12 protein-coding genes are annotated in these 18,068 nt (G+C 66.2%); 4 read left to right on the top strand and 8 right to left on the bottom strand.

The annotated features are described in order from the left end of the window. Nucleotides 1–1,545: efflux RND transporter permease subunit (locus tag VGH68_RS20295; protein ID WP_331605476.1), on the top strand; the 1,545-nt coding region annotated here is incomplete at its 5' end. Nucleotides 1,546–1,548: 3 nt separating this feature from the next. Beyond that, on the top strand, nt 1,549–4,872 hold the full coding sequence (locus VGH68_RS20290; protein ID WP_331605475.1) for an efflux RND transporter permease subunit: 3,324 nt from the start codon (nt 1,549–1,551) through the stop codon (nt 4,870–4,872). 80 nt (nt 4,873–4,952) lie between these two features. Here the strand turns inward: VGH68_RS20290 and VGH68_RS20285 are convergent, their stop codons facing one another. The 3 genes from VGH68_RS20285 to VGH68_RS20275 all read right to left on the bottom strand — a co-directional run bounded on the left by VGH68_RS20285 (nt 4,953) and on the right by VGH68_RS20275 (nt 7,860). Then, nucleotides 4,953–5,426: a hypothetical protein gene (locus tag VGH68_RS20285; protein WP_331605474.1), complete on the bottom strand. Its 474-nt coding sequence runs from the start codon at nt 5,424–5,426 to the stop codon at nt 4,953–4,955. Between the two features lie 186 nt (nt 5,427–5,612). Next, nucleotides 5,613–6,176 (bottom strand): peroxiredoxin, encoded by a 564-nt coding sequence (locus tag VGH68_RS20280; RefSeq protein ID WP_331605473.1) that lies wholly within the window; start codon nt 6,174–6,176, stop codon nt 5,613–5,615. 379 nt (nt 6,177–6,555) lie between these two features. Further along, nucleotides 6,556–7,860, bottom strand: a complete 1,305-nt coding sequence (locus VGH68_RS20275) for an EAL and HDOD domain-containing protein (RefSeq protein ID WP_414696967.1) — start codon at nt 7,858–7,860, stop codon at nt 6,556–6,558. Nucleotides 7,861–8,227: 367 nt separating this feature from the next. Between VGH68_RS20275 and VGH68_RS20270 the strand changes: the two genes are divergently transcribed. Both VGH68_RS20270 and VGH68_RS20265 read left to right on the top strand, forming a co-directional pair. After that, a complete protein-coding gene (locus VGH68_RS20270; protein WP_331605472.1) occupies nt 8,228–10,042 on the top strand; it encodes a sensor domain-containing phosphodiesterase in 1,815 nt (604 codons plus the stop codon). Between the two features lie 95 nt (nt 10,043–10,137). Continuing rightward, on the top strand, nt 10,138–11,595 hold the full coding sequence (locus VGH68_RS20265; RefSeq protein ID WP_331605471.1) for an HDOD domain-containing protein: 1,458 nt from the start codon (nt 10,138–10,140) through the stop codon (nt 11,593–11,595). A gap of 117 nt (nt 11,596–11,712) precedes the next feature. On the opposite strand, the gene VGH68_RS20260 is transcribed toward VGH68_RS20265, so the two are convergent. From VGH68_RS20260 to VGH68_RS20240, 5 genes are all read right to left on the bottom strand, one after another. After that, the gene (locus VGH68_RS20260) at nt 11,713–13,131 is read right to left on the bottom strand and encodes an EAL and HDOD domain-containing protein (protein WP_331605469.1); all 1,419 of its coding nucleotides are present in this window, start codon (nt 13,129–13,131) and stop codon (nt 11,713–11,715) included. A gap of 350 nt (nt 13,132–13,481) precedes the next feature. Further along, a complete protein-coding gene (astE, locus tag VGH68_RS20255) occupies nt 13,482–14,654 on the bottom strand; it encodes a succinylglutamate desuccinylase (RefSeq protein ID WP_331605468.1) in 1,173 nt (390 codons plus the stop codon). Beyond that, nucleotides 14,638–15,978, bottom strand: a complete 1,341-nt coding sequence (gene astB, locus VGH68_RS20250) for an N-succinylarginine dihydrolase (RefSeq protein WP_331605477.1) — start codon at nt 15,976–15,978, stop codon at nt 14,638–14,640. Before astB ends, astE begins: the two co-directional genes overlap by 17 nt. A gap of 18 nt (nt 15,979–15,996) precedes the next feature. Next, nucleotides 15,997–17,460, bottom strand: coding sequence for a succinylglutamate-semialdehyde dehydrogenase (astD, locus tag VGH68_RS20245; protein WP_331605467.1), 1,464 nt, complete (start codon nt 17,458–17,460; stop codon nt 15,997–15,999). A gap of 2 nt (nt 17,461–17,462) precedes the next feature. Continuing rightward, a partial coding sequence (locus VGH68_RS20240) for an arginine N-succinyltransferase (RefSeq protein ID WP_331605465.1) occupies nt 17,463–18,068 on the bottom strand: 606 nt, incomplete at its 5' end.

Below are 18,068 nucleotides of genomic sequence, written 5' to 3'. Positions count from 1 at the left end.
CTCGTGGTCGCGCTGCTCACGCTGGTGCTGACCGGCCTGCTCTACGTGTTCGTGCCGAAGGGCTTCTTCCCGGTGCAGGATACCGGCGTGATCCAGGCGATCACGCAGATGCCGCAGTCGGTGTCGTATGCGTCGATGGCCGAGCGTCAGCAGGAACTCGCCGCGCAGATCCTGAAGAATCCGGACGTGGAAAGCCTCACCTCGTTCATCGGCGTGGACTGCAGCAACATTACGTTGAATAGCGGCCGCATGCTGATCAACCTGAAGCCGCGCGACGACCGCAGCAACACCGCGAGCGAAGTGATCCGCCAGTTGCAGACAGACGTCGCGCACATCGCGGGCGGGTCGCTCTACATGCAGCCGGTGCAGGATCTGACGATCGACTCCACCGTGAGCCCGACGCAGTACCAGTTCATGCTGACCGATCCGAACATCAGCGAATTCACCACATGGGTGCCCAAGCTGGTCGACCGCTTGAAGCAAGCCCCCGAACTCGCGGACGTTGCAACCGATCTGCAGGACAACGGCCGCTCGGTGTTTATCGAAATCGACCGCGCGACCGCCGCGCGTTTCGGCATCACGCCGGCCACGATCGATAGCGCGTTGTACGACGCGTTCGGCCAGCGCATCATCTCGACGATCTTCACGCAGTCGAACCAGTACCGCGTGATTCTCGAGGCGCAGCCGGAAATGCAGCACTACACCCAGTCGCTGAACTCGATCTACCTGCCCTCTTCCACCTCCACCGGCGGCCAGGTGCCGCTGTCGTCGATCGCGAAGTTCATCGAGCGGCCCGCGCCGCTGCTCGTCACGCACCTGAGTCAGTTCCCGGCCACCATGGTGTCGTTCAACCTCGCACCGGGTTCCTCGCTCGGCGCAGCGGTCAAGGCGATCGGGCAGGCGGAGCAGGACATCGGCCTGCCCGCCTCGTTCCAGACGCGCTACCAGGGCGCGGCGCTGGCGTTCCAGGCGTCGCTCGCCAACGAGCTGTTCCTGATCCTCGCGGCTATCGTCACGATGTATATCGTGCTCGGCGTGCTGTACGAGAGCTTCATCCATCCGATCACGATCCTGTCGACCCTGCCGTCGGCCGGGGTCGGCGCGCTGCTCGCGCTGCTGATCACCGGGCACGACCTGGACATCATCGGCATCATCGGCATCGTGCTGCTGATCGGTATCGTGAAGAAGAACGCGATCATGATGATCGACTTCGCGCTCTACGCCGAACGCGAGGAAGGCAAGCCGCCGCGCGAGGCGATCTACCAGGCGTGTCTGCTGCGCTTCCGGCCGATCCTGATGACCACGCTCGCCGCGCTGCTCGGCGCGCTGCCGCTGATGCTCGGCACCGGCGCGGGCTCGGAGCTGCGCCGCCCGCTCGGCATCGCGATTGCGGGTGGCCTGATCGTGAGCCAGTTGCTCACGCTGTTCACGACGCCGGTCATCTATCTCGGCTTCGATTCGCTCGCCCGCCGCGTGCGCGAGCGCTTCCATCGCGGCGATGCGTCCGGCAGCGCCACGCCGCCCGCCACCGATGCGGGGAACTGAGCGATGAATCTGTCGCGTCCGTTTATAGCCCGCCCGGTCGCCACCACGCTGCTGGCGATCGGCATCGCGCTGTCCGGCATATTCGCGTTCACCAGGCTGCCGGTCGCACCACTGCCGCAGGTCGACTTCCCGACCATCTCGATTCAGGCGACGCTGCCGGGCGCGAGCCCGGATACCGTCGCGACGAGCGTCGCGAGTCCGCTGGAGCGGCATCTGGGCTCGATCGCCGACGTGACCGAAATGACCTCGTCGAGCTCGGTGGGCTCGACGCGGATCACGATGCAGTTCGGCCTGAACCGCGACATCGACGGTGCCGCGCGGGACGTGCAGGCCGCCATCAACGCGGCGCGCGCCGACCTGCCCACGAGCCTGCGCAGCAACCCGACCTACCACAAGGTCAATCCGGCCGATGCGCCTATCCTGATTCTGGCGCTTACCTCGAACACGCTGAGCGCCGGACAGTTGTACGACTCGGCGGCCACGGTGCTGCAGCAGTCGCTGTCGCAGGTACAGGGCGTGGGCGAGGTGGACGTCAGCGGTTCGGCGAACCCGGCCGTGCGCGTCGAGCTGGAGCCGCATGCGCTCTCGCACTACGGCATCGGTCTCGAAGACGTGCGAGCGGCGCTCGCCGCGGCCAACGCGAACAGCCCGAAAGGCTCGATCGAGTTCGGCGAGAACCGCGTGCAGCTCTACACGAACGACCAGGCGAGCAAGGCGTCGCAATACAAGGACCTGGTGATCGCCTATCGCAACGGCGCGCCGGTCAAGCTGTCGGACATGGGCGAGGTCGTCGATTCGGTCGAGGATCTGCGCAACCTCGGTCTGTTCAACGGCAAGCGCGCGGTGCTGGTGATTCTTTACCGCCAGCCGGGCGCGAACATCATCGACACCGTCGATCGCGTGAAGGCGATGCTGCCGCAGTTACATGCGTCACTGCCGGCCGACGTCGACATCTCCCCCACGTCGGACCGTTCGATCACCATCCGCGCGTCGCTGCGTGACACCGAGCACACGCTCGTGATCGCGGTGGTGCTGGTCGTGATGGTGGTGTTCCTGTTCCTGCGCAACTGGCGCGCGACGCTGATTCCGAGCGTCGCGGTGCCGATCTCGATCATCGGCACGTTCGGCGCGATGTACCTGATGGGCTTTTCGATCGACAACCTGTCGCTGATGGCGCTGACCATCGCGACCGGCTTCGTCGTCGACGACGCGATCGTCGTGCTCGAGAACATCTCCCGCCATATCGAAAACGGCGTGCCGCGCATGAAGGCCGCGTACCGCGGCGCGCGCGAAGTCGGCTTCACGGTGATGTCGATCAGCATCTCGCTGGTCGCGGTGTTCCTGCCGATCCTGCTGATGGGCGGCATCGTCGGGCGGCTGTTCCGCGAATTCGCGCTGACGCTGTCGCTGGCGATCGCGGTGTCGCTGATCGTGTCGCTCACGCTCACCCCGATGATGTGCTCGCGCCTGTTGCGCGAGCCGCACGAGAAACACGAGGAAAGCCGTTTCGGCCGCTGGCTCGAACGCGGCTTCACGTCGATGCAACGCGGCTACGAACGCACGCTCGGCTGGGCGCTGCGCCATCCGCTGCCGGTCCTCATCGTGCTAGTGCTGACCATCGCGCTGAACGTCGCGCTCTACATCATCGTGCCGAAGGGCTTCTTCCCGCAGCAGGACACCGGGCGGCTCGTCGGCGGCATCCAGGCCGACCAGAGCACGTCGTTCCAGGCGATGAAGGGCAAGTTCTCGCAGATGATGGAAATCGTCGGCAAGAACCCCGCGGTCGACAGCGTGGTCGGCTTCACCGGCGGCCGGCAGACCAACTCGGGGTTCATGTTCGTGTCGCTGAAATCGAAGAGCGAGCGCAAGCTGTCCGCCGATCAGGTGATCCAGCAGCTGCGCGGGCCGCTTGGCGACGTGGCCGGGGCCCGCACGTTCCTGCAGTCAGTGCAGGACATTCGCGTCGGTGGGCGCCAGTCGAACGCGCAGTATCAGTTCACGCTGCTCGCCGACTCGACGCCCGATCTCTACAAGTGGGGGCCGAAGCTGACCGAGGCGCTGCAGGCGCGCAAGGAGCTCGCGGACGTGAACTCCGACCAGCAGCAAGGCGGCCTCGAAGCGATGGTGACGATCGACCGCGCCACCGCGTCGCGGCTCGGCATCAAGCCCGCGCAGATCGACAACACGCTGTATGACGCGTTCGGCCAGCGCCAGGTGTCGACGATCTACAACCCGCTGAACCAGTATCACGTGGTGATGGAAGTCGCGCCGCGCTACTGGCAGAGCCCGGAGACGCTGAGGGAAATCTACGTGAGCACGTCGGGCGGCAGCGCGAGCGGCGCGCAGACCACCAACGCGCCGGCCGGCACGGTGACGTCGCAAGCCACCGCCACCACCACCGCCAGCGCGGCGGCCGGCGGCGCAGCCGGCACCACCGCGACGAGCGCGGCCAGCATCGCCGCTGATTCCGCGCGCAACCAGGCGATCAACTCGATCGCGGCGAGCGGCAAATCGAGCGCGTCGTCCGGCTCGGCCGTGTCGATCGCGAAGGAAACGATGGTGCCGCTGTCGGCGATTGCGAGCTTCGGGCCGGGCACCACGCCGCTGTCGGTCAATCACCAGAGCCAGTTCGTCGCGTCGACGATCTCGTTCAACTTGCCGCCGGGCGTGTCGCTGTCGACAGCCACCCAGGTGATCTACGACACGATGGCCGAAATCGGCATGCCGGCGACGATTCACGGCAGCTTCCAGGGCACCGCGCAAGCATTCCAGCAGTCGATGTCGGACCAGCCGATCCTGATTCTCGCCGCGCTCGCGGCCGTCTATATCGTGCTCGGCATCCTTTACGAGAGCTATATCCACCCGCTGACGATCCTGTCGACGTTGCCGTCCGCGGGCGTCGGCGCGCTGCTCGCGCTGCTGCTGTTCAAGACCGAGTTCAGCATCATCGCGCTGATCGGCGTGATACTGCTGATCGGCATCGTCAAGAAGAACGCGATCATGATGGTGGACTTCGCGATCGAGGCGTCGCGCGACGGGCTGTCGTCGCGCGATGCGATCTACCAGGCGTGTCTGCTGCGCTTCCGGCCGATCATGATGACGACCTTCGCGGCACTGCTCGGCGCGCTGCCGCTTGCGTTCGGCCACGGTGAAGGCGCGGAGCTGCGTGCGCCGCTCGGTATTTCGATCGTCGGCGGGCTGATCGTGAGCCAGCTGCTCACGCTGTACACGACGCCGGTCGTCTATCTGTATATGGATCGTATCCGCTTGCGCTGGGACGCGAGAAAAACACGCCGTACCGGTGGCGCGGCGCCGACGTCGTCATGACACGGTGAAGGCGGCAACGCGCATCGGCATGCGCAGCGCCTTTCAGCATGCCGATGCAGCGCGCGTCGATTGTGGGAGATTCAACGAGCGCGAAGCTTTTGCTCGATCGCGAGGGAAAAAATCCGCTGCCACTGCCGGGCCTGCCGCCCGCTCGACATCGGCACCAGCCATTCACCGTGCCGCGCGTCGCTGACCTTCAGCGCGAGCCGCGCCTGGGCGCCGCGGCCTTGCACTTCGGCGCCGAGCAGATCGGCGAAGATATAGGCGCCTTGCTGGTCGCCGACGCGGATTTCGCAGAAGCGCTTGGCCGCGGCGACACGCACCGAACCCCAGCTTCCCGTCAGGTCGTGCGTCCAGTCGCCGTCGCGCACGTTCGGCGCGACCTCGCGGCGGCGCTGCCACCAATACGCGAGCGCGCCGGCCAGCAGCAACGCGACCACCGCCGCGACCCCAATCGCGACGGCCAGCCCGAACGCGATCCGCAATGCATAAAAGGTGCGCACCGCGCCGTACACCAGCGCGATCAGCGCAATCAACGCAACCAGAATCGGCATCGCTAGTTCACCCCGGCAAAAGGGTTAAGGCTAGCACGCGCGAGCGCCGGCTTCGCGCGCAAAAAACCGTTGCGCATAGCGTGACGCGCGATGCGACAGGCGTCGCGCATGCGGGCCATGCGGGCATGCAGGCATGCAGGGACAGCGACGCCTTGCGCGGCGCACGACGACATGCGGCCCGGCCGGTCACTGCGCGTTATGCGCGGCCGCCCAATCCTTGACCGCCTTCAGCGTGTTCTCAACATGCTTGTCCGGCGACATGCTCGTGTATTCGTAAATGATCTTGCCGTCCGGCGCGATCACATAGGACACGCGATTGGCCATCCCGCTTTTCATCGGCAAGCCCGCATCGTACGCGCCGATCACCTTCGCGTCGGCATCGGCCGCGACCGGGAATTTGCTGCGGCATTCGCTGACCGAGAACTTCGTCAGCGTATCGATGTTGTCGTGCGACACCCCGATCACCGTCGCGCCGTACTTCTTGTATTCGTCGACCGCGTCGGCGAACTCATGCGCTTCGATCGTGCAGCCCTTCGTGAACGCGGCCGGATAGAAATACAGCACGACCGGGCCCTTCTTCAGTTCATCCGCGAGCGAATAGGTGTAGGTCTTGCCGCCAAGCGAGGCCTCGGCGGTAAACGTCGGCGCGGCCTCACCTGGTTTGAGCGTCGCCGACGCCAGCGGCGAATGCAGCGCGAATCCGATCGCCATCACGGCGGCGAGTGTCGCCGGCAGGTTCTTTATGTTCATCTGCTCCTCCATGCGTGCGCGCACGCGTTCGGTCCCATCAGCCGCGGACGGTTTCACCCGGCGCAACGCCGGCCCGTCGCGGAGCGCTCTATTGGAGCACGGATACGTGTCGCGCGTACGAAGCGGCGCGGCCACCAAGGCGATCGCAGACGGGTCGCAAACCGGTCACAGACGGATCACAGACGGATTACAGACGGATCGCGTACGGATCACAAATGGATTGCAAACGGATCACAAACGGATCGCGCACGGATTACATACGAATCACAAGCCGCGCCGCGACGTGAGCCGGCGCCGCGCCAATTCGCGCAAACCGGAGGACGCGCATCCCGCGCCGAACCAGCACGGCCCGAACGTCCCACCCGTCCTGCCCGCCGCATCACACCATCGGTTCCGCGACGTGCGCGCCGAACCAGGCCGCCGCCGACAGATTCAGCTCGGACAGCACGTCGGGCGTGAGCGCCGTGAACCCGGCCGCCGCCGCGAGCGGCGCGGCGTCGCGGCCTTCGCCCGCCACTTCGGCGATGCGCAGCAGCACGCCGAGTTCGCCGTCGTGCGCGACGATCGCTTCGCGGATTTGCGGGGCGAGGCCGAGTTTTTCGAGCACCGCGCGCGGCGTGCTGTCGAGCACGACGTGCACCAGCGAGAAGATCCCGGTCATGAACGCCGCATCGGCGAAATCGCCGTCGGACGGGCGCAGCCAGCTCGCGGCGAGCTCCATGAAGCGCGAACGCGTGGCGGCTAGTTGCACCAGCGGATCAGCACGCCACGGCAGATCGCCCGTATCGGCATATAGCAGCAGTTGCGCCCAGCGCGCGATCTGCCGCGTGCCGGTGGCGATGATCGCCTCGCGCAGCGACGCGATATTGCGCCCGAGCCCGAACGCGCTGGAATTGACGAGGCGCAGCAACTGCACCACCACGCTCGGATTGCGCTTGAGTTCCGCCTCGAGTTCGACGATGCCGGCGTCGTGCGACAGCAGCGCGAGCAGCCGCAGCAGGCCCGGACGCAGCGAGCGATTGCGCGGCGCGGCCAGCACCTGTGGCCGCGCGAAGAAGTAACCCTGGAACAGATCGAAGCCGAGTCGGTGCGCGAGCGCGAAGTCCTCGCGAGTCTCGACCTTCTCGGCAATCAGCGTCTTGCCGTGGCCGCGCAGCATCGTCGCGAGCTTCGCGACCATGTCGCGCGGAGTCTGCAGGAAGTCGATCTTGACGATGTCGGCGTACGGCAGCAGCGCGAGCAGTTCGTCGGAGACATCGCGAATGTCGTCGAGCGCCATCTCGAAGCCGGCTTCGCGTAGCTCGTTCAGCCGGCGCGCGAGCGGCGCGTCGTAGCGCACCGTTTCGAGGATCTCGAGCACGAAACGCTCGGGCGGCATCAGATGAACGATGTCGCTAAAGAGCAGCGTGCGGTCGATGTTGACGAAGCCGCGATGCTGTCCGAGCACGGCCGGCACGCCGATTCCGCCGATCGCGCGCGCGACCACCTGGGCGGTCGCCTGGGCGTCGTCGCTGATTTCGGCGTAGTTATGCACGCCCGCCCGGAATAGCAGCTCGTACGCATTGAGCGCGCCGTCGCGATCGATAATCGGCTGGCGACCGAGATAGACGTACTGCGCGCCGGCATCCGGCAGCAGGTCGCGAGCGGAAGGCGCGGCAGATGGGCCGGCGGCGGGATCAAGCACCTCGGCTTACCGGGAAAAGCGGCGGGAAGACCCGGTGGGCCTGATTGACCGGGCAGCGGAGCGTTCGGACAGGGATCATCGGCACAGGATTCGAAAAGGCTACGCAGCGGGCGACGGCACGGCCGGCACCGCACAAAGGGAGTTGGGCTTATTAACGGACGCAAAGCGGCGCCACTTTAGCCGAATTGCCTCGGCCACGGCACAAGGGCATTTGCTCGGCCGATGTTTTTCGTTGCGCCGGCTAAAGATTTCGCGGCGCGGGTCGTTATCCTGTTCTGATACGCCGGCCTGGTAGCTCAGGGCCGCCCCAACCGGCGGACAAGCAGCCCCGCCGGCGGGCCCAATCAGGTTGCCACCACCGACATACATGGAAGCAAACATGATCACCGCGCCCCGCCGGGGCTCCCTGCGCACGGTCATCGACCGGCTTCGCGCATTCGGCCGGCGGCCGGACGGCACACCGCCCGCCGACGCGAATCGCGCCCCGCGGTTGGAGCAGGTGGTCGGCGCAGTCGATTTTCTCGCGCACGTCGACGATGCGCTGCGCTTCATCTACGTGTCGGACGCGAGCCTGCGCTTCATCGGCTACCACCGCGAATATCTGCAAACGGTCACGCTGCACGATCTGGTCGCGCCGGCCGATCTGCCGCGCCTCGACGCGCTGCTCGCGCACGCCGCCGCGTCGGGCAACGTCGAGAAGGCGACGCTCGGGCTCGTCAAGTCGCTGACCTATCCGATCACGGTCGAGCTGCGCGTCGTGCGCAGCAACCACGATGGTGTCGACGGCTATGCGATCGCCGGCTTCGACGTGTCGTCCTGGCGCGCCACCGAGGAGCGCCTGACCCAGGCCTTGCATCTGGACCGCCTGACCAGCCTGCCGAACCAGTCCGGCTTGCTGCCTGCGCTGGTCGACGCGCAGCACCAGGCCGACGCGCACGGCACGCCGGTCGCGCTGTTGCTGCTCGATATCGACGACTATCAGCGCGTCAATCGCGCGCTCGGCTACGACGCGGGCGACGAGATGCTGCGCGACACGTCTCGCCGGCTGCTCAATATGACGAGCCCGAACGAAATGCTTGCGCGCGTCGCCAGCGACGAGTTCGCGATCCTCGTCAAGCCGGCCGCCAGCCGCACCGACGCGGCGGCCGCCGCCGAAGCGCTCGCGCGGCGTCTGCTCACCGCGATCCAGCAACCGTACGTGTTCAACGGCCAGCAGGTCCATCTGTCGGCGAGCATCGGCATCGCGCTGTACCCGGACGTGCGTCACGCGAACGACACCGCCAGCCACGACACCCATCTGCTGCGCTGGGCCGACCACGCGCTGCTGCAGGCCAAGGCCGCGGGCGGCAACACGCTCGCGTTCTACGTGCCGGACGACAACCCCGCCGACGCCGAGCGCCTGAAGCTGGAGGCCGATCTGTACGACGGCGTGCGCAACGGCGAGTTCTCGTTGCACTTCCAGCCGATCACAAGCAGCCGTACCCACGGCGTGGTCGGCGTCGAAGCGCTGATCCGCTGGACCCACCCTGTGCACGGCCTGCTGCCGCCATCGATGTTCATTCCGCTCGCGGAGTCGGTCGGCCTGATCAACTTCCTCGGCAACTGGGTACTGAAGGTCGCGTGCATGCAGCTGATCCAGTGGGACGCGAAAGGCATTGCGCTGCAGTACGTGGCCGTCAACGTGTCGCCGCAGCAGTTTCGCGATCCGCGCTTCAAGGACGCGGTGCGCGAGGCGATCGAGCTGACCGGCATCGATCCGCGCCGGCTCGTGTTCGAGATCACCGAGAGCCTGCTGATGCACGACCCGCTGCATGCGAAGGGGCTGCTCGAGGAGCTGACCGCGATGGGTATCCGCTTCGCAGTCGACGACTTCGGCACCGGTTATTCGAGCCTCGCCTATCTGCAACGTTTTCCGCTGGCCAAGCTGAAGATCGACCGGAGTTTCGTCGAGAATCTGCTAACCTCGCGAAACGATCAGGCAATCGTTAGCGCGGTCGTCGGGCTCGCCCAAACGCTCGATCTCGAACTGGTTGCCGAGGGCGTCGAAACGGAAGAACAACGCACGATGCTCACGAAGATGGGTTGTGATCACATTCAGGGCTGGCTGGTCTGCAAGGCGCTGCCGTCCGACGAACTGGCGCGGCGTTTCGAATCGCACGAGCTTCAGCTCGACTGCGCGTAGCGGCCGATGCTGACTCGACGCCACCGCGGTGAAACAGGCCGGCTCATCACCGGCGTGGCATTTACTGGAATACGTATGGCTTTGGCGGGACTCACATGGTAAAGGCGACAGTGCTCGACCGGCTCTGGGCGCGCATGAGTGAACGCGGCGATTTCCCGATGCTGTCGCAATCGCTGCGCTCCACCATGGCAGCGATGAACGACGACGACCTCGATTTCACCGGCCTGGTCCAGGTGGTGCTGTCCGATTTCGCGCTCACACAGAAAGTGCTGCGGCTCGCGAACTCGGCGATGTACATGGCTTTCGGCGGCAACATCACGACCGTCTCGCGCGCGCTGATGGTGCTCGGCATGGATGCGGTCGGCCATCTGGTGGTCGGCCTGAAGATCGTCGATCACTTTCATCACAGCGCGCCGCGCCGCATCGACGCGAAACTCGAACTGAACCGCACACTGCTGTCGGGCTGCGTCGCGCGCAAGCTGACCGAACGCGGTGACCTGCGCGCCGGCGAGGAAGCGGTGGTCTGCACGCTGATGCGGCAGATCGGCAAGCTGCTGGTGGTGTTCTATCTCGACGCCGAGTGGGATCAGATTCGCCGGCATATCGACGGTGGTGCGCTCGAAGCCGACGCGTGCGTGCTCGTGCTCGGCGTCACCTTCGACGAAATCGGCGAGGAAGCCGCGGTGCGCTGGCGCCTGCCCGACACGATCCGCTCGGGCATGGGCGAATTCGATCCGCTGGACATCGAGCAGCCACGCCAGGTGCAGTGGCTGCGCGCAATTACCAACTACTCGACCGCGGTCGCCGACGTGCTCACCCAGCAGAACATGCCCGAGTTCGAGCGCGAGGCGCGCATCGCCGAACTGGCGCAGGAATACAGCGGCGCGCTGAACACCGACGCGGACGTGCTGCAGCAGATGAGCGTCGCGCTCGCGCGCGAAGAAGGCGGCGACAGCGTGATGCGCGAGATCGTCGAGTTGCGCGCGAATGCGGATGCGATCGCGCGCGAAGCACTCCCGCCGGAAGCGCGCATCGCGCTCGGCGTGAGCGACCTGCGCGGCCTGCCCGAAGGCAGCCCGCTCGCGCCGGCGCTCGCGATGGCCGCGGAAACCGTGCTTGCCGGACTCGGCTTCGCGCGCACGGTGGTGTTCGTCAAGCACAGCAACGGCACGTTCAACGCACGTCTCGGCCTCGGCCCGAAGATCGACGCCGCGTTGCCGAGGCTCACCTTCAATACCGCGTTCGAGCCCGACGTGTTTCATCTCGCGATCGCGAATTCGGTGGGCATCTTCATCGAGAACGCGCGCGATCCGAAGATGGTCGCGCGTCTGCCCGAATGGTTCCGCCGCGCGTTCGACGATGCACGCGCGTTCGTGCTGCTGCCGGTCGTCGACGAAACCGAGCAGACGGTCGCGCTGTTGTACGGCGACTGGTCGCACACGCAGGAGCCGCGCCGCATCTCGCAGAAGGAGATGGGCGTGCTCAATGAACTGGCCAGGGAGTTAGGCCGTTTTTTCGGCCAGGGGCAGATGCGGGAAATGGAGATGATGTGAAGACGTGGCGCGATCGTTGAGCGCCGTGCTTCATCGTGATCCGTTCCGTGTTTCGTGTTTGCCCGAAAACGAATCCGCGCCGATACGGCGCACCGCCTGCTTCCCCGCGCCCCGCGCTCAGTCCTCGATGCGTTCGAGTCCCGGCGCGCTGCGATCCGCGACGCCGGCCCACGCGCCCGCCGCGAGCCCCAGTTGCGCGACCTCCTGCAACGTGAGTGGCTGTAGACGCTCGCACAGCTCGCCGAGCTGCTCCCACGCGCCGCATTCGAGCGCTTCGATCGCGCTCAGCAGCACACCCAGGGTGCCCTCGCGATGCAGGATCGCGGCCTGGATCGGCCGCGACAGCGTGAGGATGTTCAGCGTCTTCTCGAGCGAGCCGCCAAATACCGCATCGACGAACGAAAAAACCCCGGTCAGAAACGCGGCGTCGGCTTCGTCGCGGCCCGCCTCGGGCATGCGCTCGATCGCGAGTTCCATGAAGCGCGCGCGAGTAGCCGCGAGTTGCAGCAATGGGTCGTCTTCGAGCGCGACCTTGCGGCCGTCCGCATAGAGCAGCAGTTGGGTCCAGCGCGCGATGCGGTCGGTGCCGGTCGCATTGATCGCGTCGCGCAGCGTCGTCACCTTGTGGCCGAGCGCGAGACCGCTCGAATTCGCGAGCTTCATCAGATGCATCACCAGCACCGGGTTCAGCTTCAACTCGGCTTCGAGCTGCGCGACGGTCGGATCGCCCGCGAGCAGTTGCAGCAGATTGAGCAGCGCGTGACGCGGCGCGCTGACGCGGCGCGTCGCCGAACTCTGCGCGCGCGCGAAGTAGTAACCCTGAAAACGGTCGAAGCCGAGCTCGTGCGCGGTTTCGAAATCGGCCTGCGCGTCGAGGTTCGACGCGAGCAGCAGCTTGCCGGCCGACTTCAGCACGCTCGAAAGCTTCGGCAGCAGTGCGCGCGGCGCGCGCGCGATGTCGATCTTGACGACATCGGCGTAGGGCAGCAGCTTCGCGAAGGTCTCGTTGGGTTGCGTGACGTTGTCGAGCACGAAACGGTAGCGGCGGCCATGCAGATGGACGAGACGCGCGATCAACGCATCGTCGACTGCGAGCGACGGCGGCAGTTCGAGCATGAAGCGCTCGGCGGGCAATCGCAGGATCGCGTCGTCGAGCAGCAGGTCGCGGGTCACGTCGACATACGCCGGGTGGCCGGTCAACGCGCCGCGCACATCGGCTTGTAGCAGACCTTGCACGATCGTACGCGCGACGCGCTCGGCCGGCGTTGGCGCGCGGCCGGGCAGCACGTCGGGGTCGGGGTCGGCGTCGGGGTCGGGGTCAGGGTCGAAGTCAGTCGGGGTGCGGGTTTGCGGCGCGGTGTGGGCCGCCGCTTCGTCTTCGGGCGTGAGGGGCAATTCGGGCGCGCGCACCTTGATCTCGTAACCGCACAGCATGCCGTCCCGATTCAGAATGGGCTGCCGTGCGAAGCTGGCCGCGAGCGGCGCGACGTCGGTCGCGCCTCTGTGGCTCTGAGTGTCGATTGCGATGGTGGTCATTCGTGTCCCCGCTCAGCGCCGTTTATGCTTGCCGCTGTTTATTAGCGCTACGTTGCTGGTTGTCGCCGCGCTGTCGCGCATGGATGTGACGGTGGTCAGGGCCGTCGCGCGGGCGCAGCATGTCTCGCGATTTTATCGCGGGGCGCCTGCGCCCGCATACGTTTGCGGGGTAATGTCTTAAAAAAATCGAGTCGATCACGGGGCGCCCGCGCGTTCGCCGCGTCGGGGACACGCGCACAGTTACGTGCACACATGCAAACGGCCGCGCATGGCGGCCGCTTGTATGGATACCGGTAGAACGCTATCGCCACCTTTTCGCAATGTGATGGCGACGTCGCCGGAACATTGCGTTAAACAAGTCTGGATAACGTGTCGGCGGTCGTATCGATGACGAGCAGCCCGGCGCGCAAGCCGGGCTTGACCGTCGCGTTCGGGAACACGATACGTTCTTCGTCGTGATGCACGGTGTAGCGATAGTCGCCGTCGCGTGCCAGCAAGGTGCCCTTCGCGAACGGCGTGAAGTTCGGCACATCGGCGGCAATCAGCAGTTCAAACGCGTCGCTCTGCTTGGTTAGCTGATCGATCACGGTGAAGACGCGCGGCATGGCGGGCGCGGCATTGGCTTCCGCATTGGCTTCCGCATTGGCCGGTGCATTGGCCGGTGCATTGGCCGGTGCATTGGCGTTTGCATCGACGCTTGCATCGGCCTGCGCACCACTCTCCGGTCCAACCCGCGTGCCGGCGAGCAATGCGCGCACGGCCAGATCGGCGCCCCTGAAGCGCGTCAGATCGTTCTGGCCGAACGGCCGAACCTTGCCCAGTTCTAGCGTGCACGCGTTAGCGCCGCACGCTTGCGCGGTGAAGTGCGAATACGTGTTGCCCTTCGTCGTATGCAACAGCACCGCGCTGATGCACGCGTCGCCGAGCCATTCGAACATCGCGCGCGACGACGGCTTACCGGTATGCGGCAGCAGCGCGAAGCGCTCGAATACGGATGCGCGGATCGCCGTATGCATGTCGATATGCCAGCGCCCGCCCGGTGCGTCGGACGCATCGGCGAAAAAGCGCATGGCGGCCTGTTCGAGCGCGGCCGCGCGCGGCGCTTCGTGACTGCCGGGCAATTGCAGATGACGGCCGCTGAACAGCCGGTTCAGATCGTCGTCGCGGTAACGGCAGCCGTCACGCATCGCGTCGATGTTGCCGAGAATCACCAGCAGCCGGCACGCGAGCGCGGCGCGGCCGTGGGCGATATCGGCCACGATGCGCGACAGCAGTTCGATCGGCGCGGTCTCGTCGCCATGCACGCCCGCCGACACCAGTACGCTGCGTATGGACGCCGGCAGTTCGGCCGGCTCCATCACGAGCACGCCGTCGTCGAGCCATGCCCAGCGCACCCCGTGCGCGCACACGCCATCCGCGTCGGGCGCGCCGGGCCGCGTACCGGCGAGGGTCCATGCGAGGAAGTCCTCGAGCAGCGGTGTCGACCCGACGCTCGGCATCGGGTGCTTAGCGCTGGAAGTCATAGAGCGAGCCCAGCGCCAGAATCTGCGTCAGTTCGTCGAGCGCGGTGCGCGATTCGACCAGCAGTTGCGGATCGGTCAGATCGGACGGCGCAAGACGATCGCGATAGTGCTTTTCGATCCACGCATCGAGGCGGCCGAACAGCGTGTCGTCGATCCACACGCCCGGCGCGACCGCCGCGCGTTCCACGTCGTCGAGCACGACCCGCAGACGCAAACAGGCGGGGCCGCCGCCGTTCTTCATGCTCTCGCGCAGATCGAACACCAGTACTTCGTCGATCGGACCGCTGTGCGAGGTCAACTCGTCGAGATAGGCGGCCACGCGCGGATTTTCGCGGCATTCCTGCGGCACCACCAGTACCTGCTTGCCGTCGGGCCGCGTCAACAACTGGCTGTTGAACAGATACGACGTCACCGCATCGGCGACGCTCACCTGCGCGTCGGGCACTTCGATCACGTTGAAGCCGGCACGCAGGCTCGCGAGCTTCGCACGCAGTTCGTCGTACACCGCGTTCTGCTCGACGAATGCGAGCTGATGGCAGAACAGCGTGTTGCGATTGCCGACCGCGATCACGTCGTTGTGGAATACGCCTGCATCGATCACGTCCGGGTTCTGCTGCGCAAACACGGTCGCCGCTTCCTGCAAGCCATGGCGATGCGCGACAGCGCGGCTCGCCTCGAAAGTCTGGCGCGCCGGATAGCGCTTCGGCTCCGGCCCGCGACGGTATTCGCTGCGGCCGTACACGAAGAATTCGACGCCGCGCGCGCTGTACTCCTCGCAAAAACGCGTGTGATTCGCGGCGCCCTCGTCGCCGAGCGCGGGCGTGCCGGGCAGCGCCTCGTGCACGACGAAGCGGTCGTGATCGCCGAACATCGCGCCCAGCGTGCGGCGCGTCGATTCATGCTCGATCGCGCGATGCAGCTTGCTGCACAGATTGGCCGGCGTGAAATGCACGCGGCCGTCGTGCGTGTCGGCCGAGGGGCTCACGGTCGCCGCGTTCGCGGTCCACATCGCCGAGGCCGAACTGGCGGCCGCCAGCAGCTCGGGCGCATTGCTCGCAACGCGTGCGATCACGCTCGCGTCGTCGCCGGAAAAACCCAGTTCGCGCAACAGGCGCATCGACGGACGCTCCTGCGGCGGCAGCACGCCCTGGTGAAAACCGAGGTCCGCGAGCTGCTTCATCTTGCGCAGACCCTGGCGCGCCGCGGCCTTCGGATTGGCGGCCGACTTCTCGTTGCTCTGCGACGCGACGTTGCCGAACGACAGGCCCGCATAGTTGTGAGTCGGGCCGACCAGACCGTCGAAATTGGCTTCGGTGGCTTGCATTGTCTGCATCGTCGATCCTTAGAATTGAAGGCCCGGCGACACGCTCGCGGGCATTTGCAGTTGCGCGCTTTCAACCGACGCCATCGGGTACGCGCAGTAGTCGGCTGCGTAGTACGCGCTCGGCCGATGATTGCCCGAGCGGCCCGGACCGCCGAACGGTGCGCCCGACGAAGCGCCGTTAGTCGGCCGGTTCCAGTTGACCACGCCCGCGCGGATCGTGCGCTGGAAATGCGCCCACAGCGCTTCGTCGTCGGCCAACAGCCCGGCCGACAGGCCGAACTGGGTGTCGTTCGCCTGTTCGAGCGCTGCGTCGAAGTCGCGATAGCGGATGATCTGCGCGAGCGGGCCGAAATGCTCTTCGTCGGGCAAATCCTTCACGTCGGTCACATCGAGAATCGCCGGCGTGACGAAGCCGAGCTGCGGGTCGCGTTGCTCCATCTTCAGCAGCGCCTTCGCGCCGCTCGCGAGCAGACGGTCCTGCGCGGCGACGAGCCGCGCAGCCGCGCGCGCCGAGACGACCGCGCCCATGAACGGCTGCGGATCCGCGTCGTATTCACCAACGCGCAGCCGCGCGGTGACGTCGGTCAGGCGCGCGACGAAACGCTCGCCGGCTGCATCGCCGGGCACGAAGATGCGGCGCGCGCAGGTGCAGCGCTGCCCCGCCGACAGAAACGCGGACTGGATCGTGTGATGCACGGCGGCGTCGAGATCGACGACCGGGCCGATCACGAGCGGATTGTTGCCGCCCATTTCGAGCGCCAGCACGATCTCCGGCCGGCCGCCGAACTGCTTGTGCAGCAGCGTGCCGGTATCCGAACTGCCGGTAAAGAACAGGCCGTCGATCTGCCGGTGATTGGCGAGCGCCACGCCGGTGTCTTTTTCGCCCTGCACGAGGTTCAGCACGCCGGCGGGCAGGCCCGCGTCATGCCAGATCTGCACGGTGAGCGCGGCGACGCCGGGCGCGAGTTCCGATGGCTTGAACACGACCGCATTGCCCGCGACCAACGCCGGCACGATATGCCCGTTCGGCAAATGGCCAGGAAAGTTGTACGGCCCGAACACGGCCACCACGCCATGCGGACGATGCCGCAGCACCGCCGTGCCGTCCGCCATCGCCGAGCGCTTCTCGCCAGTGCGTTCGTTGTAGGACTGAATCGAAATCTCGACCTTGGCCGCCATCGACGCCGCTTCGGTGCGCGCTTCCCACAGCGGCTTGCCGGTTTCGCGGCCAATCGCTTCCGCCAGCGCTTCCTTGCGTTCGGTCACGAGCGCGGCGAAGCGGCGCACCACGCCGCAACGTTCGTCGAGGCTCAAGGCCGACCACGCGGCGAAGGCGCGGCGTGCGCTGCGCACCGCGCGATCGCCGTCGTCCGCCGAGGCGCTGTTGCCTTCCCACACCGCCGCGCCCGTGCCCGGGTTGTGCGACGCGAATGCGGGTCCTGTGCCGGCGGTCCATTCGCCGTCGATGAAAAGCTCGCTCATGATCATCCCTGTTTGTGTTTCTGCGGCAGCACGCGCACGAGGTCGCCCGCCTTGATATCGAGTGCCGCGGCTTCGGTCGCGCTCATGCGGAACACGCCGTCCTGCGGCACGCCCGCCACGACGCCGACGCGAAAATCGCCCAACGACGTATTCGACACCATCGATTTCGGTCCATCCTGCGGCGTACTCGACGCGCCGATTTCGACCGGCACCACCACGCTCTCGCGCACCGTGCGCAAGTCGGCGATATGGCATTCGAGCACCGGACCCGCATCGAAGATATCGACGTGATTCTCGTAACGCAGCCCTTCCGATTCGAGCATGCGGCGCGCCGGAATCGTGTCGTTGTGCGTGAGACCCACGCATTGCTGCGCCTCTTCCGGCAACAACTCGACATACACCGGATAGCGCGGCATCAGTTCGGCAAGGAACGCTTTGCGTCCGTGCGAGCTTAGATAGTCCGCCGCGTTGAAATCGATCTGATAGAAGTGCGAGCCGACCGCGCGCCAGAACGGCGACGTGCCTTCCGCATCGAAATGCCCGCGCAATTCCGCACATAGGCGCTGCGGAAAACGCTCACGAAACTGCGCGAGAAACATGAAGCGCGA

It is taken from the genome of Paraburkholderia sp., assembly GCF_036488505.1.
Classification (GTDB): Bacteria; Pseudomonadota; Gammaproteobacteria; order Burkholderiales; family Burkholderiaceae; genus Paraburkholderia.
This window is presented reverse-complemented; position numbering and strand designations above follow the sequence as displayed.

Bases quoted from the DNA above. Each gene is read 5' to 3' on its own strand.
- VGH68_RS20290 (WP_331605475.1), top strand. From the start codon at position 1,549: ATGAATCTGTCGCGTCCGTTTATAGCCCGCCCGGTCGCCACCACGCTG.
- VGH68_RS20285 (WP_331605474.1), bottom strand. From the start codon at position 5,426: ATGCCGATTCTGGTTGCGTTGATTGCGCTGATCGCGCTGGTGTACGGC.
- VGH68_RS20280 (WP_331605473.1), bottom strand. From the start codon at position 6,176: ATGAACATAAAGAACCTGCCGGCGACACTCGCCGCCGTGATGGCGATC.
- VGH68_RS20270 (WP_331605472.1), top strand. From the start codon at position 8,228: ATGGAAGCAAACATGATCACCGCGCCCCGCCGGGGCTCCCTGCGCACG.
- VGH68_RS20265 (WP_331605471.1), top strand. From the start codon at position 10,138: ATGGTAAAGGCGACAGTGCTCGACCGGCTCTGGGCGCGCATGAGTGAA.
- VGH68_RS20260 (WP_331605469.1), bottom strand. From the start codon at position 13,131: ATGACCACCATCGCAATCGACACTCAGAGCCACAGAGGCGCGACCGAC.
- astE (WP_331605468.1), bottom strand. From the start codon at position 14,654: ATGACTTCCAGCGCTAAGCACCCGATGCCGAGCGTCGGGTCGACACCG.
- astB (WP_331605477.1), bottom strand. From the start codon at position 15,978: ATGCAAGCCACCGAAGCCAATTTCGACGGTCTGGTCGGCCCGACTCAC.
- astD (WP_331605467.1), bottom strand. From the start codon at position 17,460: ATGAGCGAGCTTTTCATCGACGGCGAATGGACCGCCGGCACAGGACCC.